A 22,721-nucleotide genomic window follows, 5' to 3' on the forward strand; every position below is an offset into this window, starting at 1 on the left:
CGATGGCCTCGATCCTGTTCGTCGTTCCCCGGTTTCACACCAACCTGTTCTTCGCCACCAAGGCACTGATCGAGGCGGGACATCGCGTTGCAGTGTTTGCCGAAACGACGTCCCGGATCGAGGACCACAGCCATGTCGCGCCGGAAGTCTTCGGCACCGCGCCCGATGCCGCCCGCTTGCGCAGCGCGCTGGCCGAATTGCAGCCCGACCTGATCTTTGCGCGCTACCCGTCAAAGCTGTCGAAGGCCATTCACGTGGCGGCGCGCAAGGCCCGGTTGCGCATCCTGTCTTACGACCAGCGGCCCCTGACGCAGCGGCGGGGTCTGAAAAAGCGGCTGTCCTATGCGCTGGAACAGCGCGCCTGGGAACGGATCACCCCGGTGCGCGGGCTGGATGCCGAGGCACCGACCGATCCGGCGGCCCATTACCTGCCCTGGCCGATCGAGGAACTTCCGGTGCCGCGTGACACCTATCGTGACATGGCCGGGGAGCCGGTGCGCATCTTGTGCGTGGGCAAGCTGGCGCAGGTGCGCAAGCGGCAGGACGCGGTGATCGACGCGATGCAGAGCTTGCCCGGTGGCGCGACGCTGACGCTGGTCGGAGCAACGGACCGCGACATCAGCGGTGCCGACGAGGCGCATCTTGCCCGGTTGCAGAAGGCGGTGGCGGATCATCCCTGGATCACGCTGCAATCGGATGTGAGCTATGGAGACATGCCCGCCCTGTTCGCCGCGCATCATGTCTGCGTCTTGCCGTCTGTTCACGAAACGCTGGGCTGGGCCCCGATCGAGGCGATGGCCTATGGCACGATCCCCGTCATCTCGGAAGGGGCGGGCAGCGCGGGTTACATCACTTCGGGGCAGAACGGGTTCCGGGTGGACCTGTCGGACGAAGGCGCGCTGCGGGATCGGCTGTCGGCGCTTGTCGGTGATCCGGCCCTGCGCCTGCGCCTGTCGTCCGGCGCGCGTCGGACGGCGCAGAACGATCTTTCGCCGGAGGTGTTCGTGTCGAGGGTCGCGGCGCTTCTGGCCTGAGCAACAGGCGGGTCTACCGCCACCACTCGTCGATTTCCGCGATTTCCTCGTCGGTCCAGCCGAAATGATGCGCGATTTCATGCACCACGATATGTCCCACGAGATCCTCGAGCGTTTCATTGCCACGCTCGCGCCACTCGGCAAGGATCGGTTCGGCAAAAAGCCAGACCCGATCCGGGAAAGGGGCAGGGTCGGCGTTCGATTTTTCCGGCAGCGGAATACCCTCGTAAAGCCCGGTCAGTTCGAGCCGGTCGTCGATCTGCAACTCGGCAAGGATGCGCTTGGGAGGCCAGTCGACGACGTCCAGCAGGACATCCCTGCTCAGGTCTCGAAACGGTTTCGGCAGGGTCGCCAGCGCCTTTTCGGCGTAGCGCAGGATGTCGTCGATATCGGTGTCCGCGTTCATGCGCGTATCAGCACGGCAGCGGTGCCCGGCGTCAAGCGATGAATGCCTGCGCCACTCGACAAAGGCGGCGTCTTGTGGGAAAGCGCAGGCCAACAGGAGGCACCCTCATGACAACCACCCGCTTTGCGCCGTCGCCCACCGGCTACATCCATGTCGGCAACCTGCGCACCGCCTTGTTCAACCACCTGATTGCCCGCAAGTCGGGCGGCACCTTCATCCTGCGGATAGACGACACCGATCCCGAACGGTCGAAGGAAGAATATGTCGATGCGATCAAGCGCGACCTGGAATGGCTGGGCCTGACATGGGACCGGGTCGAACGGCAGTCCGAACGGCTGGATCAGTACCATGCGGCAGCCGACAAGCTGCGCGAGATGGGGCGGTTCTACGAGGCGTTCGAGACTCCGACCGAACTGGACCTCAAGCGCAAGAAGCAGCTCAACATGGGCAAGCCGCCGGTCTATGACCGCGCCGCGCTGGCGCTGTCGGATGACGACAAGGCGAAGCTGCGCGAAGAGCGCGGTCCCGGGGTCTGGCGTTTCAAGCTCGATCAGGAGCGGATCGAGTGGACCGACGGCATCCTTGGCGACATCTCGATCGACGCCGCCAGTGTCAGTGACCCGGTGCTGATCCGGGCCGACGGGCAGATCCTTTACACGCTGGCATCGGTCGTGGACGATACCGAGATGGGTGTGACCCACGTGGTGCGCGGGTCGGATCACGTGACCAACACCGCGACGCAGATCCAGATCATCCGCGCGCTGGGCGGCACCGTGCCGTCCTTTGCGCACCATTCGCTGCTGACCGGACCGCAGGGCGAGTCGCTGTCCAAGCGTCTTGGCACGCTGGCGCTGCGCGATCTGCGCGAACAGGGGGTGGAGCCGGAGGCGCTGCTGAGCCTGATGGCGCGGCTGGGGTCGTCGCAGCCGGTGGAATTGCGCCTGACGCTGGACGAGATCGCCGATGGCTTCGACCTGAGCCAGTTCGGGTCAGCCCCGACCAAGTTCGATTTCGAAGACCTGTTCCCGCTGACCGCGCGCAAGCTGCATGCGCTGGACTACGGCGTGATGAAGGACGATCTGACCGCCCTGGGCGTGCCCGAGGACAAGGCCGAGGCATTCTGGACCGTGGCGCGCGAGAACATCACCACGCGGCATGACATCGCCGCCTGGTGGGACTTGTGCGCCAACGGGGCCGAGCCGATGGTTGCCGACGAAGACGCAGAGTTCATCGCCGAAGCCATGGCGCTGTTGCCCGAAGGGCCGCTTGGCCCTGACGCATGGGGCAACTGGACCAACGCGGTGAAAGAGGCGACAGGCCGGAAGGGCAAGGGCCTGTTCATGCCGCTGCGCAAGGCGCTGACCGGGCAGGAGCGGGGGCCGGAAATGGCCGATCTGCTGCCGCTCTTGCAAACCATCCCGGCGCGAAAGCTGGCGAAAAGCTAGGTTTCCTTCGCCTTCCGGCGCAGCGTTTCGGCCGCTTTCGGGTCCTCGATCCGGCGGTCGATGATGCCGATCGCAGTCTCGTGTATGGCCAGGGCGGCTTTGGCCAGTTCGGGCCAGTCGCTCTGGCTCAGCCGGTTCGTGGCCTTGAGCACCTGGGCCATCACGTCGAACCTGTCACCGCCATCCTGCATCAGCGTGGCGTAGCCGTCCTGCATCAGGTCCGCCGGCGACACGGTGCCGATGATCACGCGATCGAACAGGGTTTGCGGCGCGCGGTCGGGGTCACTCATGCATCGGCCCAGGTTCCACAGGATGCGTTCGATCCGGTGGATCACGTCGATGGCCGTGCCGGGATCGTTTACGCCCGGTGACAGCGCGCGCGATGCGACCTCGGACAGAATGACGAGGCCGAAGCGGGCATCCTGTTCGACGGTGCGTTCATCGCCCAGGGTGAAATTGTCGATCAGCGTTTCCGTATCGCAATCGCCTTTGAAATAGGCAAGCGGCGTGCCGGTGTTGACCCAGCGCCCGGGAGGCGCGACGATCCAGATCGTTCCATCCCCCTTTTCAAGCGCATCGTTCAGGGAGGACAGGCTGATGAACTGGACGTAGCCTGTCGTGACTGCCAGAAGAGGCTTGGAATCGTCAGGCGCGCGGGACGCATCGTCGGCGGGTGTCGCACCCAGGTTTGGCACCGTCGCCAGCCGTTCAAGCGGCGGCGTGGCCGACGCCTCGACGACGTTGAGCGTGTGATGCAGGCTGCCCAGCTGGCTCAGATGTGCAATCCAGCGCAGGATCGCGATGACGATCAGCAGGATGCACAGCATCGTCAGGCCGAAGATCAGGACGGCGGCGGATGCGCCATAGACCCCGGCGCGGAACATGACGATCGAGACCAGCGAGAACAGGAACGCGCCGACGAAAACGGACATCACGTTGAGCGTCGTCATGTCTTGCATCAGCAGACGGTAGACCCGCGGCGTGGCCTGTCCGGCGGCGGCGCGAAAGGCCTGCACCATGATGCCCAGCGAAAAGGTCGTCACCGCCAGCATCGACGACGCAAGGATGTTGAGGATCGGCAGCACCGCCTCCCGAGAGAACCGCTCGACCATCCAGTGAGGAAGCGACCGGTCCAGCAGCGGCGCGAACAGCGCCACCAGAAGCGCGGACAGGCCGAAGGCCGAAATCCGGATGCCCGGCCGCCGCCACATCCGCGTGATCCACAGCCAGACGCGTTCGCGCATCAGGCAAAGACCTTGGCGCGCACGCGCAGCAGCAGGTCATCGACGCACTCGCGTTCGGCCTTGGTGAGCGTCTGTGCGCGCGGGTAGACCGGTGCCGCGCGATCGTTGCGCACAGGAGTGTCCCAGCCTTCGGTCGTATCGACGAACCGTGCCGCACCGGCCTCTCCGAATTCGCGCAGATAGCCTTGCAGCACCGCGTCGACATAGCTGAGCAGGATCGGGTGATCGCTGTCGGGACGAAACGCGTTCTCGGGCGCGATGGCGTAGATCGAGATATCGCGCACATCCGTGGCCGGATGACGGACGTCGTCTGTCACGGCGATACGGTCGTAGGAATATTCGCGCGCATCCAGCGCCACCCAGTCGTCATTCGGCACCGGCGCGATCACGCCCTCGATCTCGGCGGTGGTGTCGGCGATCACCGACAGGAATGCCGCCGGGCGATGCGCGGCGCGCCGCCAGATACGTCGCCAGCCGGTGATCCGCGACGGATGAACCGGCGTGAAATCATGGGTGTTTCGGTTCACGAGCGAACCGTAGCCGAAGAAATGCGGGTGTTTCACGGGGTGAACTGCTCTTGTCTGGTTGATGTATATCAAAGACAGCTTTGCACGTTCGGTTAGCTTTGGCCAATCGACATGGAAGGATGCCCGAATTGCGTGTCACCAAACGGACCAATATCGCGATGCGCGTGCTGATGTTCTGCGCCACGAACACGGGGCGGCTTGTCACCAAGGCGGAAATCGCCAAGCGTTGCAACGCATCTGAAAACCATCTTGCGCAGGTCATCAACCAGCTTGCGCAACTGGGCTACCTGCACACCCAGCGGGGTCGCAACGGCGGGCTGTCGCTTGGCCGACCGGCCGAAGAAATCACCATCGGCGACGTGTTCCGCGTTCTCGAAGCGCCGGTGCCCGTGGCCGAATGCTTTGCCGATGTCGACAATACCTGCCCGCTGACCGAAGCCTGCCGCCTGCGCACGGCGCTGTCCGACGCGGTCGAGGCGTTCTACCGGTCGCTTGATCCGATCACGCTGGATGCGTTGATCTGCGAGAACCATGACCTGTTGCAGATCCTCAATCCCGAACTGGCCTGTTCCCTGCGCGATGCGGCGGTCGCCGTTTGACCCCTTGAGGCCGCTTCGAAAACGGTCTAGCGTTTGTCACATCTGCGATGGGAGAACCGGTTCGACCGGTGCCGAAGGAGCAACCGCCCCCGGAAACTCTCAGGCCGAAGGACCGTCGCGGACATAGACTCTGGAGAGATTTCGGGCCTGACCCGGAACGCCGAAGGGATAACGATCTCAGGCGAAAGGACAGAGGGGGCATAGGACAAACGCGCGTTTGCGCGTTCTGGAATATGCCGGTTGTCGCTTTTCCAAGCATCCGGTCTGAAACGAAGGGATGCCGCGTGAGCGATCTGAAACGCACACCGCTATACGATCTGCATGTCGCGCTGAGCGCGAAGATGGTGCCGTTTGCGGGCTACGAAATGCCCGTTCAGTACCCGATGGGCGTGATGAAGGAGCATCTGCATTGCCGTGCTGCCGCCGGGCTGTTCGATGTCAGCCATATGGGGCAGGTCATCCTGCGCGCCGATGATCCCGAGACAGCCAAAGCCGCGCTGGAGCGGTTGATCCCGCAGGATGTGCTGGGTCTGGGCGAAGGGCGGCAACGCTACGGGTTCTTCACCAATGATGCCGGTGGGATCGAAGACGACCTGATGTTCGCCAATCGCGGCGACCACCTCTTCGTCGTGGTCAACGCGGCCTGCAAGGAGGCCGACGTGGCCCGGATGCGCGCGGCGCTCGAACCGGAGGTCACGGTCAAGCTGCTGGAGAACCGGGCGCTTCTGGCGTTGCAGGGGCCAAAGGCCGAGGCGGTGCTGGCCGATCTTCACCCGCAAGTGGCGGACATGCGGTTCATGGATGTGGCCACGGTGCCGCTTGCGGGCGCCGAATGCTGGGTGTCGCGGTCGGGTTACACCGGGGAGGACGGATATGAGATATCCGTTCCTTTGGCGGCCGCCAAAGATCTGGCGCAGGTGTTGCTGGCGCACCCGGATGTGGAACCCATCGGTCTTGGCGCGCGGGATTCGCTGCGTCTCGAGGCGGGGCTGTGTCTTTACGGGCATGACATCGACGCCGCCACCTCCCCGGTCGAAGGCGGTCTGACATGGGCCATCCAGAAAGTGCGCCGTGCCGGGGGCGACCGCGAAGGCGGGTTTCCCGGCGCAGGGCGTATCCTGAATGAAATGACCGGCGGCGCGGCCAGGCGTCGGGTCGGATTGCAGCCGGCGGGGCGGGCGCCGATGCGCGACGGCACGCCGCTTTTTGCCAGTGCAGAGGACGACACGCCAATCGGGTCTGTCACCTCGGGTGGATTTGGCCCAACCGTGGGCGCACCCGTGGCGATGGGCTATGTCGATGCCGCCCTTGCCAAGACCGGCACCGCGCTTTTTGGCGAAGTCCGGGGCAAACGGCTTCCTGTTGCTGTTGCCAAGCTGCCCTTCGTGGCGGCAGGGTTCAAACGATAATCACACCAAGAGGGAACTCATGAAATTCACCGAAGAACATGAATGGCTGCGCGTCGAAGGCGACGAAGTGGTCGTGGGGATCACCGCGCATGCCGCCGAACAGCTGGGCGATGTGGTGTTCATCGAGCTGCCGGACGAAGGCACCACCGTCAGCAAGGATGACGAGATCGTGGTGATCGAGTCGGTCAAGGCGGCCTCCGACATCCTCGCGCCGCTGGATGGCGAGATCACCGAGGTCAACGAGGCGCTGGTCGAGGAGCCGGGCAAGGTGAACGACGATCCGGAGGGCGAATCGTGGTTCTTCAAGATGAAGATCGAGGACATGTCGGCGCTGGACGACCTGATGGACGAGGCGGCCTACAAGAAATTCATCGGCTGACATTTCGGGGTGGGTCGAAAACCCACCCTGTACTGATCCGACGTGGTGCCACGTGGCGACCGTCGTTTCGGCATATTTGAAAAGAGAAGAAGCAGGGGGACGTGCGCCGTTCCCGACCGCAAGGAGAGCGACATGGGTTATGATGCCATAGACTATCTGCCGTATGATTTTGCCAACCGGCGTCACATCGGCCCATCCCCTGCGGAGATGGCCGAGATGCTGGCTGTGGTCGGAGTGTCGAAACTCGACGAGTTGATTGCGCAGACCGTACCCGAGAGTATCCGGCAGGCCGAACCGCTTGATTTCGGCAAGGCGCTGTCGGAGCGGGAATTGCTTTACCACATGCGCGAGACCGCGTCGCAGAACGAGGTTCTGACCTCGCTGATCGGCATGGGCTATCACGGCACGGTCACGCCGCCGGCGATCCAGCGCAACATCTTCGAGAACCCGGCCTGGTACACGGCCTATACGCCCTATCAGCCCGAGATTTCGCAGGGTCGGCTCGAGGCGCTGTTGAACTACCAGACCATGGTGAGCGATCTGACCGGGCTGGAGATCGCCAACGCGTCGTTGCTGGACGAGGCAACCGCCTGCGCTGAGGCGATGACCATGGCGCAACGCGTGGCGAAATCGAAGGCGAGCGCGTTCTTCGTCGATGAGAATTGTCATCCGCAGAACATCTCGGTCATGAAGACGCGCGCGGCCCCATTGGGGATCGAGGTGATTGTCGGCGATGTGGCGGACATGGACGCCGACGCGGTGTTCGGCGCGATTTTCCAGTATCCGGGCACCTATGGGCATCTGCGCGATTTCACGGACGATATTGCGCGTCTGCACGGTGCCAAGGCGATTGCGGTCATGTCCGCCGATCCGATGGCGCTGTGTCTGCTCAAGGAGCCGGGCGCGATGGGGGCAGATATTGCCGTTGGATCGACGCAGCGTTTTGGCATCCCGTTGGGCTATGGCGGTCCGCACGCGGCCTACATGGCGACCAAGGATGCCTACAAGCGCGCGATGCCGGGGCGGATCGTGGGCATCTCGATCGACAGCCATGGCAACAAGGCCTACCGCCTTGCGCTGCAGACCCGCGAGCAGCATATCCGCCGCGAGAAAGCGACGTCGAATGTCTGCACCGCGCAGGCGCTGTTGGCGGTGATGGCGGGGTTCTACGCGGTGTTCCACGGCCCCAAGGGATTGCGCGCCATTGCGCAGCGCATCCATCGCAAGACCGTGCGGCTGGCCAAGGGGCTGGAAGCGGCGGGGTTCAGGGTGGAGCCCGAGGTGTATTTCGACACGATCACGGTGGATGTGGGCCTCTTGCAGCGCGGTGTGTTGCAGGCCGCCGTGCGCGAGGGGTTGAACCTGCGGCCTGTCGGCAAGACGAAGATCGGGATCACGCTGGACGAACGGGCGCGCCCCGCGACCATCGAGGCCGTGTGGCGGGCCTTTGGATTGTTGAAGACGGATGATGATCTGACGCCGGAGTACCGCTTGCCGGACGGGTTGATCCGGACCTCCGAGTATCTGCAGCACGACGTGTTCCACATGAACCGGGCCGAGACCGAGATGATGCGCTACATGCGGCGTCTGGCGGATCGCGATCTGGCGCTGGACCGGGCGATGATCCCGCTTGGGTCTTGCACGATGAAGCTCAATTCGGCGGCAGAGATGATGCCGGTGAGCTGGCGCGAGTTTGCGGACATCCACCCTTACGTGCCGGACGACCAGGTCCGCGGCTATCACGCGCTGATTGGGGATCTGAACGCAAAGCTGTGCACGATTACGGGATATGACGCGATCTCGATGCAGCCGAATTCGGGCGCGCAGGGGGAATATGCGGGGTTGTTGTCGATTGCCGGGTATCATCGGGCCAACGGTCAGGGACATCGCAACATCTGCCTGATCCCGGTGAATGCGCATGGCACCAACCCGGCCTCGGCCCAGATGGTCGGTTGGAAGGTGGTCGCGGTGAAATGCGACGCCAACGGCTCGATCGACCTTGACGATTTTCGCGCCAAGGCCGAGCAGCATTCCGAGAACCTGGCCGGGACGATGATCACCTATCCGTCCACCCACGGCGTGTTCGAAGGCACGGTCAAAGAGGTCTGCCAGATCACACATGAGCACGGTGGGCAGGTCTATATCGACGGTGCGAACATGAACGCCATGGTGGGCCTGTCGCGCCCCGGTGACCTGGGCGGGGATGTCAGCCACCTGAACCTGCACAAGACCTTCTGCATCCCGCATGGTGGCGGTGGGCCGGGTATGGGACCGATCGGCGTCAAGGCGCATCTGATCCCGCATCTGCCGGGCGATCCGGTGTCGGGTGAGGGGGCTGTGAGCGCGGCTCCATTCGGGTCGCCGTCCTTGCTGCCGATCTCGTGGGCCTATTGCCTGATGATGGGGGGCGAGGGGCTCACCCAGGCGACGCGGGTGGCGATCCTGAACGCCAACTACATTGCGACGCGGCTTGAGGGTGCGTTTGACGTGCTCTACCGCGGAGAGAAGGGCAGGGTCGCGCATGAGTGCATTCTTGACGTGCGCCCCTTCGAAAAGACCGCAGGTGTCACGGTCGAGGATATCGCCAAGCGGCTGATGGATGCCGGGTTCCATGCCCCCACGATGAGCTGGCCGGTGGCGGGCACGCTGATGGTGGAGCCGACAGAGAGCGAGACCAAGGCCGAGCTGGACCGGTTCTGCGATGCCATGCTGGCGATCCGCGAAGAGATCCGCGCCATCGAGGAGGGCCGGATGGACCGCGAGGTGAACCCACTCAAGCTTGCGCCGCACACGATGGAGGATCTCGTGCGCGACTGGGATCGCCCCTATAGCCGCGAGCAGGGCTGTTTCCCGCCGGGGGCGTTTCGGGTCGACAAATACTGGCCGCCGGTCAACCGGGTCGACAATGCCTATGGCGACCGCCATCTGATCTGCACCTGCCCGCCGATGGAAGAGTATGCGGAAGCGGCAGAATAGGCTTTTGATCGGGATGTCGCGCGCGCCATTGTCGAAACACGCCTGGCCTGTGCAACTCGATCCGTCGGTCTACGTTGGATGTGTATGAGACATTTCATACACATCCTGACACGAATGATGCAGAGCCTTGGTGGGCAAACACTGGTGCCGGAGCGGATTGCCGTTGCCGTTGTGACGGTGGACCCCTACCGCGGAAACCTCGCGCTCAAGCATGACAGATCGCAGCATCGGCGCTATGCGTCGCATTACGAGGACCTGCTGAATTGAGCGCGCCGATCCTGATCATGGGGGCAACGTCCGGGATCGGGCAGTGCGCCATGACCGAGGCGGTGGGCCGGGGATTGTCGGTGCGGGCCTTCGGGCGCAGCGCGGACAAGCTTGAGCCGCATCCGCTTGTCGAGCCGTTCGTGGGCGACGCCCGCAATCCGGAAGACGTGGCGCGCGCCCTGAAGGGTTTGCGGGCAGTTGTCTATGCGCTTGGGATCACCGAGCGTCTGGCGATGCTCTGGGAAGAAGAGACGCTGTTTTCCCAGACCACACATGTCCTGCTGGACGAGATGGGCAAGAGCGACGTGACGCGGCTGGTGGTCGTCACCGGCTTTGGTGCAGGGCGCAGCAGCGAAGCCATGAGCTGGATCGAGCGGACCGGTCATCGGGCCGTGCTTGGCAAGCCCTACGCGGACAAGGGCCGGCAGGAGGCGATGATCTGCGCCTCTGACGTGGACTGGACAATCGTTCGACCGGTCATCCTGACCAAGGGGCCGCGATCCGACAAGTACCGCGTCCTGCGCGACCCCAAGGCATGGCGCAACGGTCTGATCTCGCGTGCGAGCGTGGCGCATTACCTGATCGACGCGATCGAACAGGGGCTGGACAGGCGCGCCGATGTGGTGCTGGCGCGATAGTCTCGTGCCGCGATCACGGGAGGGCCGGTTCAGCCTACGCCTTGCTGTCATCCTGAAGCAGAAAGGACACGGCATCGCGCACGCGGCCCCAGGTGGCGGCGTCCGAGGCGCAGAGCAGGTAGCCCGAGCGCATCTGGGCGCGATATTCGGACCCGTCCAGACAGGCCACATGACCGCCCGCGCGCCCCACGATAAGCGCGCCCGCGGCGTGATCCCAGGGGCTGAGGCTGGAACAGAGCACGAAATCGACATGACCCTGAGCCATCATGCGGAACTCGTGCGCGGCGCAGCGCAGCATGTAGAGCCGTTGGAAGCGGGTCATCAGCGCGGCCATCTGCGGGCGCTTTTCTTCGGGAATGTTGTAAAAGGACACGAAGCCCGTCAGGTTTTCGACCGGACCGCCCTTTGACACGGCGACGCTGCGCGCAGGGCGACGTGGCGCGAGGATCTGCGCCGGACCGGTTTCGTCTGCGATCAGCACGTCGTCCATCACCGGATCGTAGATCAGGCCGAAGACCGGCACGCCGAAGCGCGTCATCGACAGGATCACACCGAAGGTGCTCAGCCCGTTCGCGAAATTCCAGGTGCCATCGACCGGGTCGATGGTGAACCCCATCTCGGCCTCGGCCAGTTCTGCGATCTTGTCTTCCGTCATGCTTTCTTCGCCGACGATGAGCGCGTTGGGGAACATCGACAGCAAGCCCCGCACGATCATCTTTTCGGCCTCGCGGTCGGCGGCGGTGACGACATCCATCGGGCCGGATTTCTGGTCGATATCCGTTGCAGAAAGGGTGCGGAAGCGCGGCAGGATCTCGGCGCGCGCAGTGCGGCGGATCAAGTTGATGATCTGGCTGCGCTGGGCAGGTGAGAGCGGCGCTGGGATCGTCATCGGGAGACTGTCAGGCATCGGGCGACTCGGTTTCTTGTGGCGGATGTCCGGGGCATGCCAAGGGACGCGCCCGGGGGCAAGGCGGTATATCGTCATCCATCGGGCCGTGCGGCCTTCTTCGCGCGTGTCATTCGCGCGCGCGCAGCACTTGCGCCGGGCGTGCCGCAAGCGGTCGCCAGGCAAAGACCAGCCCGGCCAGGAGCGTGGCCATCACGCCGCCGACCACGATGCCAAGGGCCGAGGGCCAGACAATGGCGAAGCTGCTGTCCATGATGAAGGTCGTCACGGCCCAGCTTCCCAGGATGCCGGCGGCAAGCGCCACAAGCCCCGCGCCTGCGCCAAGCAGGGCCGAGCGCAGGGCAAAGCTTTGCAGGATGCGCGCGCGGCTGGCGCCCAGCGTCTTGAGCACGGCGGCTTCATAGGTGCGCGCGCCTTCGCCTGCGGCAGCCGCCCCGATCAGCACGAGGAATCCGGTCAAAAGCGTTGCGGCGGCGCCCCAGCGGACGGCCGCACCGATGCCTTCGAGCAGTACGCTCACCCTGTCGATGGCGTCCCGGACGCTGATCGCGGTGATGTTCGGGAACGCGGTGGCGAGTTCGCGCAGGATGCGGGCCTCGTCTTCGGGTTCGGCGTAGACGGTCGAGATGAAGGTATGCGGCGCGCCTTGCAGGGCATTGGGCGTGAGGGTCATCACGAAGCCCATCCCGGCGGTCGAGAAATCGACATCCCGAAAGCTGGTGATCGTCGCTTCGATGTCGCGGCCCAGGATGTTGACGGTCAGGTCATCGCCAAGGTTGAGGCCCATTTCCTCGGCTTCCTCGATGGCAAAGCTGACCTCGGGGGGGCCGTCATGGTCGGGTTGCCACCATTCGCCGGCCACGACGCGCGTGTTGGCATCGGGCTGCGCGGCGTAGGTCAGGCCACGGTCGCCGGTGACGACCCAGTGATCGCCTGCCACCTCGCGGGCCGGGCGACCGTTGATCTCGGTCAGCACGCCGCGCAGCATGGGAGCGGTGTCGATCCGGGCCACGGCAGGGTCGTTCTCGAGCATGTCGGTATAGCGCGGCATCTGGTCAGGCTGGATGTCGACGAAGAAATAGGCCGGTGCCACTTCGGGCAGGTCACGGTCGATGGCGGTGCGCAGGTTGCCGTCGATCTGGCCCACGGCTGCAAGCACCGACAGGCCAAGGCCGAGCGACAGCACGACGGGGGCCGCAGCGTCGCGCGGGCCGCCGATGGAGGCAAGCGCCCACCGCCAGACGGGACGTCCGCGCGCCGCCTTGGTCGACCGTTTGGCCAGCCAGCGGATCGCGATGGCGGCCAGCACCAGCACGATCAGGGAGCCGATCAACCCGCCCGCTGTCCAGAGAGTGAGGAACGGGCTGCCCGAAAAGAACGAGGCCACGCCGACCAGCAGGGCCAGCAGGACCAGAGTGGCGATCACGTAGCGCCAGGCGGGCAGCACCTTGCCGCCGTCCAGCGCATCGCGGAACAGCATCGCGGGGCGGATGTCTTCGGTGCGGGCCAGCGGCCAGAGGGTGAAGACCAGTGCCGTGAGAATGCCGTAGAGCGCCGCCTCGATCAGCGGGGCGGGGTGGATCGTGAAGATCGCAGGCACCGGCAACGAGGCGCTGATGACCGGGCCGAACAGGATCGGAACAAGCGCGCCAAGGACAAGGCCGATGGCGATGCCCAACAGGCTGAGCGCGCCGATCTGCAGGAAATAGGTCTGAAAGATCGTGGCGCGGGTGGCGCCAAGGGTGCGCAGCGTGGCGATGACGCTGGTCTTGCTGGCGAGATAGGCGCGCACCGCGGCCGACACCCCGATACCGCCGACCGCAAGGCCCGACAGGCCGACGAGGATCAGGAAGGCTCCAAGCCGCTCCACGAATTGCGCCACACCGGGTGCGCCATTGCGGGCATCGCGCCAGCGCAGGCCGCTGCTGGGAAAGGCCGCTTCGGTGGCGGTTTCAAGTGCGTCCAGATCGCTGTCGGGCGGCAAAAGCAGGCGATATTCGGTTTCATAGAGCGTGCCCGGCTGCAACAGACCCGCCTCGCGCAGCGCGTCCGTGGTGACCATCGTGCGGGGACCAAGCGAAAAGCCGGAGGCAGAGCTGTCGGGTTCCGTCACGAGGATTGCCGACAGGGTGAAATCCCGCGTTCCAAGGCGAAAGCTGTCACCGGGTGTCAGCCCCAGACGATCGGCCAAGAGCGGGGCCATGACCGCACCGGGCTGGGTGTCCGTGCCGGCCAGCGCTTCGGCCAACGGCATCTGCGGGTCAAGCACCACCTCGCCGGTCAAGGGATAGGCGGCGTCCACCGATTTCACCTGTGTCAGCGCGCGCTCGGCCTCGCCGTCGGGGTCGCGCACCACCATCGAACGAAAATCGGTGATCTCGGACAGGCCGGTCGAGATGCTTTCGAGATAGGCGCGTTCCTCGGGGTCGGCAAAGCGATAGGTGAATTCGACCGAGGCATCGCCCCCCAACAGGATCGAGCCCTGTGCCTCGAGCCCCGATTGGATGGCCGATCGCACCGAGCCGACACCCGCGATCGCCGCAACGCCAAGCGCCAGGCAGGCAAGGAAGATCCGAAAGCCCTTGAGGCCGCCGCGCAATTCCCGGCGGGCGAAACGGGCCGCTGTCCGGATCGCCATTATTCCGCCGCCTTGAGCGCTTCGTCGGAGATGTGCCCATCGGTCAGGCGCACGACACGCGAACATTTGGCCGCCAGTTCGCGGCTGTGGGTGACAAGCACCAGGGTTGCGCCGTGGCGGTCGCGCAGACCGAACAGCAGGTCGATGATCGCCTGACCGTTCACCCCGTCAAGATTGCCGGTCGGTTCATCCGCCAGCAGGATCTCGGGCCGGGTGACAGAGGCGCGCGCCAATGCGACACGCTGCTGTTCGCCACCGGACATCTGCGCCGGGTAGTGATCGGCGCGGCTTTCCAGCCCGACCGCCTTGAGTTCGGCCTCGGCACGGGCATAGGCGTCTTTCTCTCCGGCCAGTTCCAGCGGGGTGGCGACATTCTCGAGCGCGGTCATGGTCGGGATCAGGTGAAACGACTGGAACACGATTCCCATGTGATCGCGGCGAAACCGGGCCATCTTGTCTTCGTCCATCGCGGTCAGGTCCTGACCGAGCGCCAGAACGCTGCCAGACGTGGCGTTTTCAAGCCCGCCCATCACCATGAGCAGCGAGGATTTGCCGGACCCGGACGGACCGATCAGGCCCAAGGTCTCGCCCTTGTGAACGGAAAGGGTGATCCCGTGCAGGATCTCGACCATTCCGGCATTGCCCCTGAGGCTGAGCGTGACATCTTTGAGGTCAAGGATGGTCTGGGTCATGGGGTACGGGACTTTATCATGTTTCATTCGTTCACATATGGGGCGTCGCAGATGTTGAGCAAGACGCGCGTCGCGGTTGTGTGTCTTTGCGCCGCGACAGCGGCACAGGCCGAACCGGTGGAAGTGCTCGCGCTGGGCGACAGTTTGACAGCGGGCTACGGGCTGATCGACGAGAACGGGTTTGTGCCCAAAATGCGCACCTGGCTGGAAGAGCAGGGACTCGATGTGCGGCTGGTCAATGCCGGGGTCTCCGGCGACACGACCGCTGGAGGGCTGTCGCGGGTGGCGTGGTCGCTCAACCCGTCGACGGATGCTTTGATCGTTGCGCTTGGTGGCAATGATCTTTTGCGGGGGCTGGACCCGGCGGTGTCACGGGAGAACCTGGAAGGCATCCTTGAAGTGGCACAGGAGAACGACCTTGAAGTTCTCGTCGTCGGCATGGAAGCGCCGGGAAATTACGGGCCGGACTACAAGGCCGCTTTCGACGCCATGTATCCGGAACTTGCCGAGGACTATGGCGCGCTGTATTTCCCGCGTTTCTTCGAAGGGCTTTACAGCGTGGGCGACACACCGGCTGACTTGCGTTCGGTGATGCAGATGGACGGCATCCATCCGAATGCAGAAGGTGTCGACCTCATCGTGGAGGCCATGGGACCGGCGGTGGCAGAGCTTGTGGCACGCGCGTCTGACTGAAGCTCTGACGCTTGTGCATGGTTCAAGTGGCTGACGGCCCGCGATCTGAAAGGCAGTTTCCGTCAGTGTCGCAAAGTTCAGCGGCGCGCATTGTGACTACGGGCGACGTTCGCCGCCCGTTGAGCGGTTGCCCCTGGGGCTGGTGCCCATCTGGCTGTGACCGGGAAATGGCCTGAAAAAACATGACCTGAGAAAACATGGCCTGACAACAGGACGCAGCCCGGACCGTGTCGCTGTCAGGCGAGTGACAGGTTCACAGCGGCTTCGCGCCCATCACGACCCGCTTCGAGGTCATAGGTCACCTTTTGATTGTCGGCGAGGCCGGTCAGTCCGGACCGTTCGACCGCCGAGATGTGCACAAACACATCTTTTCCGCCGTTATCGGGTGCAATGAAGCCGTAGCCTTTGGTGGTATTGAACCATTTGACGGTGCCCGTGGCCATCCGTTCTACTCCTGTCTGTCTTGTCTTCCGCCGGCAAGAAGGCGCGACGGGCCTTGTCGGTCAGGTTCGCAGGACCGCCCCCGAGCGGAGCAGTGAACGAACTTTGCAACTTCGCAGTACAAGTCTTCAGGTGATTCCTGTGATCACGCAAGAGAAATCCCGGAGCGTCGCACTGATGTGAATCCGGCCTTGCCTTGCGGGGGCCGCACGCCATATGCCTCAAGGATATGACCAAGGGGAGAGTGAACATGTCAGGTGTAGATGCGCGTCTTGCAGCAAAAGACGAACAGGAATATCTCGACGCGCGATACAAGCAGGCCCGCGCCGACCTGGAACGCCAGCGGTTGATTGAAAACGGTCAATCCGGTGCTCTGTTGTTCGCCGCGATGGCTTATGGGGAAACGCTGGAAGAGAATTCTTTGTTCCGGATGGCATCACATTGGGCGAAGCTTGTCTGCATCGCGGCGGTTTTCGTGATCCCCAACCTTCTGGTGATCCACGTCCTGTTGTGAAGACCAAGTCCCGAATGCGGGGCACGCAGGACGGGTTTCAGGTATTATTGCTCTGTGGCGCGCATTGACGCGAGACAGACCATCATCGCCACGAATCCGACGCTGGTGAACATGAAAACAAGGAATGCGGTCGAGGCCAGAGCGCCTAAAAAGAGGGCAGTAGCAGCGGCGATCCAGCCCAACACGCTGCCTATGATGCAGGAAATTGCCGCCATGACCGAGCCCTCTTTGGTTTCAAGATGCAGACCATCCGTTAAAACTCCATTAAAGATGCAGGATCGTGGTGACTCTGTGGCAGTAAAAAGAAAAACCGGGGGCCAGATCATCAGGCCCCCGATCGAATTTCAGGTCAGAGCACCGTGACCACGGTCCCGATCGGCACGCGTTCGTAGAGTTCCCTGACATGCTCGTTGAGCATCCGTATGCATCCGTTCGATACGGACCGCCCGATGGATCTTGGTGATGTGGTGCCGTGAATGCGGAAGAACGTGTCGCGCCCGTTCTGGAAAAGATAGAGCGCGCGCGCGCCCAGCGGGTTTTCCGGTCCGCCCGGCTGGACATAGTCGTTCTCGACAAATTTCGCGTAGGTGTCCGGTTCGCGTTCGATCATTTCGGGTGTCGGTCGCCAGGTCGGCCATTCCTTCTTGACCGCAATCTCGGCGGTGCCGGTGAATTCGAGCCCGGCGCGACCAACCCCGACACCGTAGCGGCGGGCAACGCCGGCTTGCGTCACGTGGTAGAGGAAATGCGCGCGCGGCAGGATCAGGATCTGACCAGCCGCAACATCGGCTTTGATCCGCACGGTCTGCGGACGATAGATCGGATCGATCTGAAACCCCTGCGCGGTCGCGATTTGCGGAGCGGCAAGGCCGGCAGCCGTCGCGGCCAGGAAATGTCGTCTGGAAATCATGAGCAGCACTTTCCTTTCGATACAGCTCTTTCGGTGCGGCGGGCCGCAGGAACTTTGACAGCCCTTTAGGCAAAAACAACCTTTGGTGCATGTGTCGTGACCGCGCTTGCGGTCACATTGCGGCACAAAGGTCACAAAACCGGGCGCCCGACACGCAAACGTGACGGCGCAAAACGCGGTCCAGATACAAAAAAGCCGCCCGGACGCGGCGCATCCGGGCGGCTTTGAGAACTGGTATCGGCGGGCTTATGCCAGCGCGAGGTTGATCGCGCTTTCGCGACCGTCGCGGCCGGATTCGATGTCGAAGGTCACCTTCTGATCATCCTGCAGGCCGGTGAGGCCCGAACGCTCTACGGCGGAGATATGAACGAAAACGTCCTTGGAGCCGCCATCGGGTGCGATGAAGCCGTAGCCTTTAGTGGTGTTGAACCATTTCACTGTGCCAGTGGCCATGTGAATATTCCTTTGGTTTTCCGTTGCCCGCAACATGCGGCAACCCGGCAAAGTCACGTCTGGATCGAAAGCTGCGTGCCGGTGTCGGAAAACAGAAGGTCGAGTAGAAGATCGTTAGCCATCTCCGTATGACAGAAATCAGGGGCTCTGGCAAGAGATCCGTCACTGGTGTGATGCGAACAAGCGGCCCCTTGGCAGGTCTTGCGGCCTGATCGGCCAAACGTGTCAGAAGACGCAACATGTCGTGCATATGATGATGCGGACTGAACGGGCCGGCATGGTGGGGGGCCGTTGAAAAGCACAAGGTCCAGACTGCGAATGCAACCGGAAACTCACGAATCGCAGTCGATCCGTGACGCGGCGGGTCTTGCGATGCACTCTGCTTCAGTCATATATCAACAACGGAATGTAACTGCGGAGACAGCTCATGTCGGCAAAGAAACTCACCTGCCTCGAGTGCGGCCAGATCAACCGGGTTCCGGACGAGAAACTCACCGCGAATCCGAAATGCGGCACCTGCGGTGCGGCGTTGATGCCCGGCAAGGCGATCGAACTGGACTGGACCACGTTGCAAAAGGCCGCCCGAACCGACGAAGTGCCTCTGGTCGTGGATTTCTGGGCGCCGTGGTGCGGGCCGTGCAAGATGATGGGGCCTGAATTTTCCAAGGCCGCCGGAACGTTGCAGGGCCGCGCGCGGCTCGTCAAACTCAATACCGAGGATTTTCCGCAATCCGGCCAGACCTATGGCATCCGGGGCATCCCGACGATGATCCGCTTTGTCGGCGGCCGCGAAAATGCGCGGCAGTCCGGCGCCATGCGGGCGGATCAGATCGTCGGCTGGGTGAGGTGAGAGACGGGCGCATTGGCATTTGCCGCGCAATCTGTACTCTGCCCCGGAAAAAGCGGGGAGGGTGGAATGGATTGGCTGACAATCGGTGTGCTGATGGGCCTTGGCGGAACCCTGGCCATGGACCTCTGGGCGTTGCTGCTCAGGGCGTTCGCCGGGATGCCCCTGCCCAACTGGGGCAATGTGGGCCGCTGGTCGGCGCAGGTGTCCAGGGGGCGGGTCTTTCACGAGAGCATCACCGCCGTCGCGCCGGTCGCCGGGGAAACCGGCATCGGCTGGGCGGTGCATTACGGCGTCGGTATTGTCTACGGTGTCCTGTTTCTGGCGATTGTGGGACCCGACTGGCTTGATGGCATGCCGTTCCTGCCGCTCTGGGTTTTCTCGATCCTCACCATCGCCGCAGGGTGGTTCCTGCTCCAGCCCGGCATGGGCCTTGGCTGGGCGGCCAGCAAGACAGACGATCCGTGGCGTGCGCGTCGCATGGGGTTGATCGCACACACGGTCTTTGCGCTGGGCATGTGGGTCGTGGCGTTGGTCGTTGGCGGCCCGGTCTGAGCCGGGTTTTTTCTGGAAGCGCACCGTCAATCGTAGATTAGGTGCTTTGGGGTGCCAATTCGATTACAACCCCTGCATAGTTTTTCATTTCTTTAATTACCATGAATTGAAGGGCGGCCAAAAAGGCCGCCCAACAGCTACAGCAACAAGCCGATAACCGTAAGTACGAGTGCTATAGTGCCAATCACGTCAGCATAACGCACACGTCCCTCCAATTTGATCGAGAAACGCATAGGAAAACCCTTTGCGGTGCTCAACCGGTCGAGCGTTTAAGTTCGCTCAGTACTTCTATCCCGCCCTTATAACGGCGGCTCGGTTGCGCTTATGTACCCTCAGCGCTCCCTATCGATGGATGCCTACGAGCTTCCCGCTGTTCGGTCCACCTTAGCAAGACCAAGCTAAAGTCTCACACAGCGCCGCTAAGCGCTGGCTTGTCGGACGGTTTCCCACGGTTTGAGCGCGGTCCTCCTCAAAGTTAGAATCATACTAGTGATTATGATGCAAAGATCAACTAGATGTTGTGCCAGCTGGCCAGAGGGTTTCAACATCAGCTAACATTCATTACCTCGCGAACTTCTTGAACTTCACCCGCTTCGGCTCGACCGCGTCCGGTCCGAGGCGGCGTTTCTTGTCTTCTTCGTAATCCTCGAAATTGCCCTCGAACCATTCGACATGGGCATCGCCCTCAAATGCCAGGATGTGCGTGCACAGACGGTCGAGGAAGAAGCGGTCGTGGCTGATGACCACGGCGCACCCTGCGAAATCGGCGATGGCATCCTCAAGCGCGCGGAGGGTCTCGACGTCAAGGTCGTTTGTCGGTTCGTCGAGAAGGAGCACATTGCCACCCTCCTTGAGCAGACGCGCCATGTGGACACGGTTGCGTTCCCCGCCCGACAGCAGGCCGACCTTCTTTTGCTGGTCGCCGCCCTTGAAGTTGAACGACCCGCAATAGGCGCGGGAATTGACCTCGGCATCGCCCAGATTGATGATCTCTGCGCCGCCCGAGATGGCTTCCCAGACGGTGTCGTTGGCGTTCAGGTCGTCGCGGGACTGGTCGACATAGGCCAACTGTACGGTATCGCCGTACGAAACGTCCCCTTCGTCAGGTTGTTCTTGCCCGGTGAGCATCTTGAACAGGGTCGACTTGCCCGCCCCGTTGGGGCCGATCACGCCAACGATGCCGCCCGGCGGGAGGCTGAACGACAGGTCTTCGATCAGGAGCTTGTCGCCCATCGCCTTTTTCAAGCCGTTGACATCAATCACCTTGGACCCCAATCGCGGCCCGTTCGGGATGATGATCTGGGCACGCCCGACCCGTTCGCGTTCGGATTGGCCCGCCATCTGTTCATAGGCCTGAATCCGCGCCTTCGACTTGGCCTGCCGGGCTTTCTGGCCTTGCCGCATCCATTCCAGTTCGCGTTCGAGCGTCTTCTGCTTGGCCTTGTCCTCGCGGGCCTCCTGCTCAAGCCGCTTGGCTTTTTGTTCCAGCCAGCTGGAGTAATTGCCCTCATAGGGGACGCCACGTCCGCGATCGAGTTCGAGAATCCATCCGGTGATGGAATCAAGGAAATAGCGATCATGGGTGACGATCAGGATTGTGCCTTTGTATTCAATCAGATGGTTCTGAAGCCACGCGATGGTTTCGGCATCAAGGTGGTTGGTCGGTTCGTCGAGCAAGAGCATGTCCGGCGCTTCCAGCAACAGCTTACACAGCGCGACGCGGCGCTTTTCACCGCCCGAAAGCGATGTCACGTCGGCCTCGTCCGGCGGGCAGCGCAGCGCTTCCATCGCGACGTCGATCTGGCTGTCCAGATCCCACAGGTTGTTGGCGTCGATCTCGTCTTGCAGATTGGCCATTTCGTCAGCGGTTTCATCGCTGTAGTTCATCGCCAGTTCGTTGAAACGATCAAGCTTGCCCTTCTTTTCGGCCACGCCAAGCATGACGTTTTCGCGCACGTTCAGCGCCGGATCAAGCTGCGGTTCCTGCGGCAGATAGCCGACCTTGGCACCTTCTGCGGACCATGCCTCGCCCGAGAAATCGGTATCGAGTCCCGCCATGATCTTGAGCAGCGTGGATTTACCCGCGCCGTTGACGCCGACGACCCCGATCTTGACGCCCGGAAGGAAGTTCAAGTGGATGTTTTCGAACGTTTTCTTGCCACCGGGATAGGTCTTTGAAACCCCGCTCATGTGGTAGACATACTGGTAGGAGGCCATGATCGCGTTCCTTTGGATTTAGATTTTGCCGAGGGATACACGCGCAGGCGGACCCGTGCAATCATGCGTGTTCAGGCTTTGTTTGGAATGGGAGCCGCGCGGACGGGATCAGCGATCCGGACGGACGTTCACGCCGTCACGCTGCAAGGCCGGCGACGACCGGGTCTGTCATTTGCGATTGACCTTCGGCACGTTCGTCCGTGTCAGGCGGTACTTCGCGTCGGGATGCGGCGGATGTCCCTCGGTGCGGTTCCAGAAGGCTGGCCCCCCCAGGCGCAGCCACAGTGGCAGGGTCAGGGCAAGCCCGATGGCGAAGCCGCCGACATGGGCCCAATAGGCGACGCCGCCTTCATCGGGCGCCGTGCCGAACCCGCCGAAGACCTGCATCGCAAACCACAGGCCCAGCATGATCCAGGCCGGGATCGGAATGATGCGGAAAATGATGACGAGGATGATCAGAATATCGACCTTGGCCTTGGGAAAAAGCAGCAGATATCCCCCCATGACACCGGCGATCGCCCCCGAAGCACCGACGGTCGGAACCGGGGAGCCCGGCGCGCTGACATAGTGGATGAGCCCTGCGCCCAGTCCGGCTGCAAGGTAGAAGAGCGTGAACCCGACATGCCCCATCTCGTCTTCCATGTTGTCGCCGAAGATGAACAGGAACAGCATGTTGCCAAGCAGGTGCATCCAGCCGCCATGCAGGAACATCGAGGTCAGGAACCCGCCCCAGCCCTGGCCTTCGCTGACCAACGCCGGGATCAGCGCCCAGTCGAAGTAGAAGCGCATGATCTGCTGATCGCTTTGCATCAGCGGCCAATAGCTCAGAAATACACCGATATTCGCGACAATCAGCGCGTACGTGACAAAAGGCGTTCGGCCGGACGGGTTGTGATCACGGATCGGGAACATTCCGCGACACTTGTGCCA

At 62.9% G+C, this 22,721-nt stretch carries 24 protein-coding genes and 2 riboswitches; of the genes, 12 read left to right on the forward strand and 12 right to left on the reverse strand.

All coding sequences use genetic code 11. The annotated features are described in order from the left end of the window. Nucleotides 1-2: 2 nt before the first annotated feature. Nucleotides 3-1,034 (forward strand): glycosyltransferase family 4 protein, encoded by a 1,032-nt coding sequence (locus LCF60_RS03285; RefSeq protein WP_292289614.1) that lies wholly within the window; start codon nucleotides 3-5, stop codon nucleotides 1,032-1,034. A gap of 13 nt (nucleotides 1,035-1,047) precedes the next feature. Here the strand turns inward: LCF60_RS03285 and LCF60_RS03290 are convergent, their stop codons facing one another. Beyond that, nucleotides 1,048-1,440 (reverse strand): metallopeptidase family protein, encoded by a 393-nt coding sequence (locus LCF60_RS03290; RefSeq protein ID WP_292289615.1) that lies wholly within the window; start codon nucleotides 1,438-1,440, stop codon nucleotides 1,048-1,050. A 107-nt stretch (nucleotides 1,441-1,547) separates the two neighbouring features. Between LCF60_RS03290 and gltX the strand changes: the two genes are divergently transcribed. After that, on the forward strand, nucleotides 1,548-2,885 hold the full coding sequence (gene gltX / locus LCF60_RS03295; protein WP_292289616.1) for a glutamate--tRNA ligase: 1,338 nt from the start codon (nucleotides 1,548-1,550) through the stop codon (nucleotides 2,883-2,885). Here gltX and LCF60_RS03300 read toward each other — a convergent pair. Together LCF60_RS03300 and LCF60_RS03305 are read right to left on the reverse strand one after the other, a co-directional pair. Then, entirely contained in the window at nucleotides 2,882-4,129 is a 1,248-nt protein-coding gene (locus tag LCF60_RS03300) for a DUF2254 domain-containing protein (protein WP_292289618.1), read from the reverse strand. The two genes, gltX and LCF60_RS03300, sit on opposite strands and share 4 nt — an antisense overlap. Beyond that, complete coding sequence (locus LCF60_RS03305; RefSeq protein ID WP_292289619.1) at nucleotides 4,129-4,692, reverse strand: gamma-glutamylcyclotransferase family protein; 564 nt, start codon at nucleotides 4,690-4,692, stop codon at nucleotides 4,129-4,131. The genes LCF60_RS03300 and LCF60_RS03305 overlap by 1 nt, the downstream gene beginning before the upstream one ends. A gap of 92 nt (nucleotides 4,693-4,784) precedes the next feature. Here LCF60_RS03305 and LCF60_RS03310 point away from each other — a divergent pair, with 92 nt between their 5' ends. The 6 genes from LCF60_RS03310 (at nucleotide 4,785) to LCF60_RS03335 (ending at nucleotide 10,924) form a co-directional block, all read left to right on the forward strand. Continuing rightward, on the forward strand, nucleotides 4,785-5,255 hold the full coding sequence (locus LCF60_RS03310; protein WP_292289771.1) for an Rrf2 family transcriptional regulator: 471 nt from the start codon (nucleotides 4,785-4,787) through the stop codon (nucleotides 5,253-5,255). Nucleotides 5,256-5,293: 38 nt separating this feature from the next. Continuing rightward, nucleotides 5,294-5,380: riboswitch (glycine riboswitch) on the forward strand. A gap of 3 nt (nucleotides 5,381-5,383) precedes the next feature. Continuing rightward, nucleotides 5,384-5,450, forward strand: a riboswitch (glycine riboswitch). Nucleotides 5,451-5,539: 89 nt separating this feature from the next. Then, nucleotides 5,540-6,664, forward strand: coding sequence for a glycine cleavage system aminomethyltransferase GcvT (gene gcvT, locus LCF60_RS03315; RefSeq protein ID WP_292289620.1), 1,125 nt, complete (start codon nucleotides 5,540-5,542; stop codon nucleotides 6,662-6,664). Between the two features lie 19 nt (nucleotides 6,665-6,683). Continuing rightward, nucleotides 6,684-7,043, forward strand: coding sequence for a glycine cleavage system protein GcvH (gcvH, locus tag LCF60_RS03320; protein ID WP_292289622.1), 360 nt, complete (start codon nucleotides 6,684-6,686; stop codon nucleotides 7,041-7,043). 132 nt (nucleotides 7,044-7,175) lie between these two features. Continuing rightward, nucleotides 7,176-10,019 carry an aminomethyl-transferring glycine dehydrogenase gene (gene gcvP, locus LCF60_RS03325; RefSeq protein WP_292289624.1) on the forward strand — a complete coding sequence of 948 codons (2,844 nt, stop codon included), beginning with the start codon at nucleotides 7,176-7,178 and terminating at the stop codon, nucleotides 10,017-10,019. 84 nt (nucleotides 10,020-10,103) lie between these two features. Next, entirely contained in the window at nucleotides 10,104-10,286 is a 183-nt protein-coding gene (locus LCF60_RS03330; protein ID WP_292289626.1) for a hypothetical protein, read from the forward strand. Continuing rightward, nucleotides 10,283-10,924 carry an NAD(P)-binding oxidoreductase gene (locus LCF60_RS03335; RefSeq protein WP_292289627.1) on the forward strand — a complete coding sequence of 214 codons (642 nt, stop codon included), beginning with the start codon at nucleotides 10,283-10,285 and terminating at the stop codon, nucleotides 10,922-10,924. Before LCF60_RS03330 ends, LCF60_RS03335 begins: the two co-directional genes overlap by 4 nt. Before the next feature lie 34 nt (nucleotides 10,925-10,958). On the opposite strand, the gene LCF60_RS03340 is transcribed toward LCF60_RS03335, so the two are convergent. The 3 genes from LCF60_RS03340 to LCF60_RS03350 form a co-directional block, all read right to left on the reverse strand. Next, nucleotides 10,959-11,831 carry an inositol monophosphatase gene (locus tag LCF60_RS03340; protein WP_292289628.1) on the reverse strand — a complete coding sequence of 291 codons (873 nt, stop codon included), beginning with the start codon at nucleotides 11,829-11,831 and terminating at the stop codon, nucleotides 10,959-10,961. A gap of 109 nt (nucleotides 11,832-11,940) precedes the next feature. Then, nucleotides 11,941-14,469, reverse strand: coding sequence for an FtsX-like permease family protein (locus tag LCF60_RS03345; RefSeq protein WP_292289629.1), 2,529 nt, complete (start codon nucleotides 14,467-14,469; stop codon nucleotides 11,941-11,943). Then, a complete protein-coding gene (locus LCF60_RS03350; protein WP_292289631.1) occupies nucleotides 14,469-15,161 on the reverse strand; it encodes an ATP-binding cassette domain-containing protein in 693 nt (230 codons plus the stop codon). Before LCF60_RS03350 ends, LCF60_RS03345 begins: the two co-directional genes overlap by 1 nt. 51 nt (nucleotides 15,162-15,212) lie before the next feature. Between LCF60_RS03350 and LCF60_RS03355 the strand changes: the two genes are divergently transcribed. After that, on the forward strand, nucleotides 15,213-15,854 hold the full coding sequence (locus LCF60_RS03355; RefSeq protein WP_292289633.1) for an arylesterase: 642 nt from the start codon (nucleotides 15,213-15,215) through the stop codon (nucleotides 15,852-15,854). A 236-nt stretch (nucleotides 15,855-16,090) separates the two neighbouring features. Here the strand turns inward: LCF60_RS03355 and LCF60_RS03360 are convergent, their stop codons facing one another. Next, nucleotides 16,091-16,297 (reverse strand): cold-shock protein, encoded by a 207-nt coding sequence (locus LCF60_RS03360; protein ID WP_292289634.1) that lies wholly within the window; start codon nucleotides 16,295-16,297, stop codon nucleotides 16,091-16,093. Nucleotides 16,298-16,491: 194 nt separating this feature from the next. Between LCF60_RS03360 and LCF60_RS03365 the strand changes: the two genes are divergently transcribed. Next, the gene (locus LCF60_RS03365; RefSeq protein WP_292289635.1) at nucleotides 16,492-16,809 is read left to right on the forward strand and encodes a hypothetical protein; all 318 of its coding nucleotides are present in this window, start codon (nucleotides 16,492-16,494) and stop codon (nucleotides 16,807-16,809) included. A gap of 44 nt (nucleotides 16,810-16,853) precedes the next feature. Here LCF60_RS03365 and LCF60_RS03370 read toward each other — a convergent pair whose 3' ends face one another. The 3 genes from LCF60_RS03370 to LCF60_RS03380 all read right to left on the reverse strand — a co-directional run bounded on the left by LCF60_RS03370 (nucleotide 16,854) and on the right by LCF60_RS03380 (nucleotide 18,172). Continuing rightward, nucleotides 16,854-17,135, reverse strand: coding sequence for a hypothetical protein (locus LCF60_RS03370; RefSeq protein ID WP_292289637.1), 282 nt, complete (start codon nucleotides 17,133-17,135; stop codon nucleotides 16,854-16,856). Between the two features lie 23 nt (nucleotides 17,136-17,158). Then, nucleotides 17,159-17,719 carry a L,D-transpeptidase gene (locus LCF60_RS03375; protein ID WP_292289638.1) on the reverse strand — a complete coding sequence of 187 codons (561 nt, stop codon included), beginning with the start codon at nucleotides 17,717-17,719 and terminating at the stop codon, nucleotides 17,159-17,161. Between the two features lie 246 nt (nucleotides 17,720-17,965). After that, nucleotides 17,966-18,172, reverse strand: a complete 207-nt coding sequence (locus tag LCF60_RS03380) for a cold-shock protein (RefSeq protein ID WP_292289639.1) — start codon at nucleotides 18,170-18,172, stop codon at nucleotides 17,966-17,968. 427 nt (nucleotides 18,173-18,599) lie between these two features. On the opposite strand from LCF60_RS03380, the gene LCF60_RS03385 reads away from it, so the two are divergent. Further along, nucleotides 18,600-19,022: a thioredoxin domain-containing protein gene (locus LCF60_RS03385; protein ID WP_292289640.1), complete on the forward strand. Its 423-nt coding sequence runs from the start codon at nucleotides 18,600-18,602 to the stop codon at nucleotides 19,020-19,022. Nucleotides 19,023-19,088: 66 nt separating this feature from the next. Further along, entirely contained in the window at nucleotides 19,089-19,574 is a 486-nt protein-coding gene (locus LCF60_RS03390) for a DUF2938 domain-containing protein (protein WP_292289641.1), read from the forward strand. Between the two features lie 561 nt (nucleotides 19,575-20,135). On the opposite strand, the gene ettA is transcribed toward LCF60_RS03390, so the two are convergent. Next, the gene (gene ettA, locus LCF60_RS03395) at nucleotides 20,136-21,791 is read right to left on the reverse strand and encodes an energy-dependent translational throttle protein EttA (RefSeq protein ID WP_292289642.1); all 1,656 of its coding nucleotides are present in this window, start codon (nucleotides 21,789-21,791) and stop codon (nucleotides 20,136-20,138) included. A 168-nt stretch (nucleotides 21,792-21,959) separates the two neighbouring features. Beyond that, the gene (locus tag LCF60_RS03400) at nucleotides 21,960-22,703 is read right to left on the reverse strand and encodes a rhomboid family intramembrane serine protease (protein ID WP_292289643.1); all 744 of its coding nucleotides are present in this window, start codon (nucleotides 22,701-22,703) and stop codon (nucleotides 21,960-21,962) included. Nucleotides 22,704-22,721: the final 18 nt, after the last annotated feature.

Origin of the sequence: Marivita sp., assembly GCF_020055635.1 — a bacterium.
Taxonomy (GTDB): domain Bacteria; phylum Pseudomonadota; class Alphaproteobacteria; order Rhodobacterales; family Rhodobacteraceae; genus Marivita.

What these genes read in the sequence shown, in the direction of transcription:
- LCF60_RS03285 (WP_292289614.1), top strand. Translation starts at nt 3, where the DNA reads ATGGCCTCGATCCTGTTCGTCGTTCCCCGGTTTCACACCAACCTGTTC.
- LCF60_RS03290 (WP_292289615.1), bottom strand. Translation starts at nt 1,440, where the DNA reads ATGAACGCGGACACCGATATCGACGACATCCTGCGCTACGCCGAAAAG.
- gltX (WP_292289616.1), top strand. Translation starts at nt 1,548, where the DNA reads ATGACAACCACCCGCTTTGCGCCGTCGCCCACCGGCTACATCCATGTC.
- LCF60_RS03300 (WP_292289618.1), bottom strand. Translation starts at nt 4,129, where the DNA reads ATGCGCGAACGCGTCTGGCTGTGGATCACGCGGATGTGGCGGCGGCCG.
- gcvH (WP_292289622.1), top strand. Translation starts at nt 6,684, where the DNA reads ATGAAATTCACCGAAGAACATGAATGGCTGCGCGTCGAAGGCGACGAA.
- gcvP (WP_292289624.1), top strand. Translation starts at nt 7,176, where the DNA reads ATGGGTTATGATGCCATAGACTATCTGCCGTATGATTTTGCCAACCGG.
- LCF60_RS03330 (WP_292289626.1), top strand. Translation starts at nt 10,104, where the DNA reads ATGAGACATTTCATACACATCCTGACACGAATGATGCAGAGCCTTGGT.
- LCF60_RS03340 (WP_292289628.1), bottom strand. Translation starts at nt 11,831, where the DNA reads ATGCCTGACAGTCTCCCGATGACGATCCCAGCGCCGCTCTCACCTGCC.
- LCF60_RS03345 (WP_292289629.1), bottom strand. Translation starts at nt 14,469, where the DNA reads ATGGCGATCCGGACAGCGGCCCGTTTCGCCCGCCGGGAATTGCGCGGC.
- LCF60_RS03350 (WP_292289631.1), bottom strand. Translation starts at nt 15,161, where the DNA reads ATGACCCAGACCATCCTTGACCTCAAAGATGTCACGCTCAGCCTCAGG.
- LCF60_RS03355 (WP_292289633.1), top strand. Translation starts at nt 15,213, where the DNA reads ATGTTGAGCAAGACGCGCGTCGCGGTTGTGTGTCTTTGCGCCGCGACA.
- LCF60_RS03360 (WP_292289634.1), bottom strand. Translation starts at nt 16,297, where the DNA reads ATGGCCACGGGCACCGTCAAATGGTTCAATACCACCAAAGGCTACGGC.
- LCF60_RS03370 (WP_292289637.1), bottom strand. Translation starts at nt 17,135, where the DNA reads ATGATCTGGCCCCCGGTTTTTCTTTTTACTGCCACAGAGTCACCACGA.
- LCF60_RS03375 (WP_292289638.1), bottom strand. Translation starts at nt 17,719, where the DNA reads ATGATTTCCAGACGACATTTCCTGGCCGCGACGGCTGCCGGCCTTGCC.
- LCF60_RS03380 (WP_292289639.1), bottom strand. Translation starts at nt 18,172, where the DNA reads ATGGCCACTGGCACAGTGAAATGGTTCAACACCACTAAAGGCTACGGC.
- LCF60_RS03385 (WP_292289640.1), top strand. Translation starts at nt 18,600, where the DNA reads ATGTCGGCAAAGAAACTCACCTGCCTCGAGTGCGGCCAGATCAACCGG.
- LCF60_RS03390 (WP_292289641.1), top strand. Translation starts at nt 19,089, where the DNA reads ATGGATTGGCTGACAATCGGTGTGCTGATGGGCCTTGGCGGAACCCTG.
- ettA (WP_292289642.1), bottom strand. Translation starts at nt 21,791, where the DNA reads ATGGCCTCCTACCAGTATGTCTACCACATGAGCGGGGTTTCAAAGACC.
- LCF60_RS03400 (WP_292289643.1), bottom strand. Translation starts at nt 22,703, where the DNA reads ATGTTCCCGATCCGTGATCACAACCCGTCCGGCCGAACGCCTTTTGTC.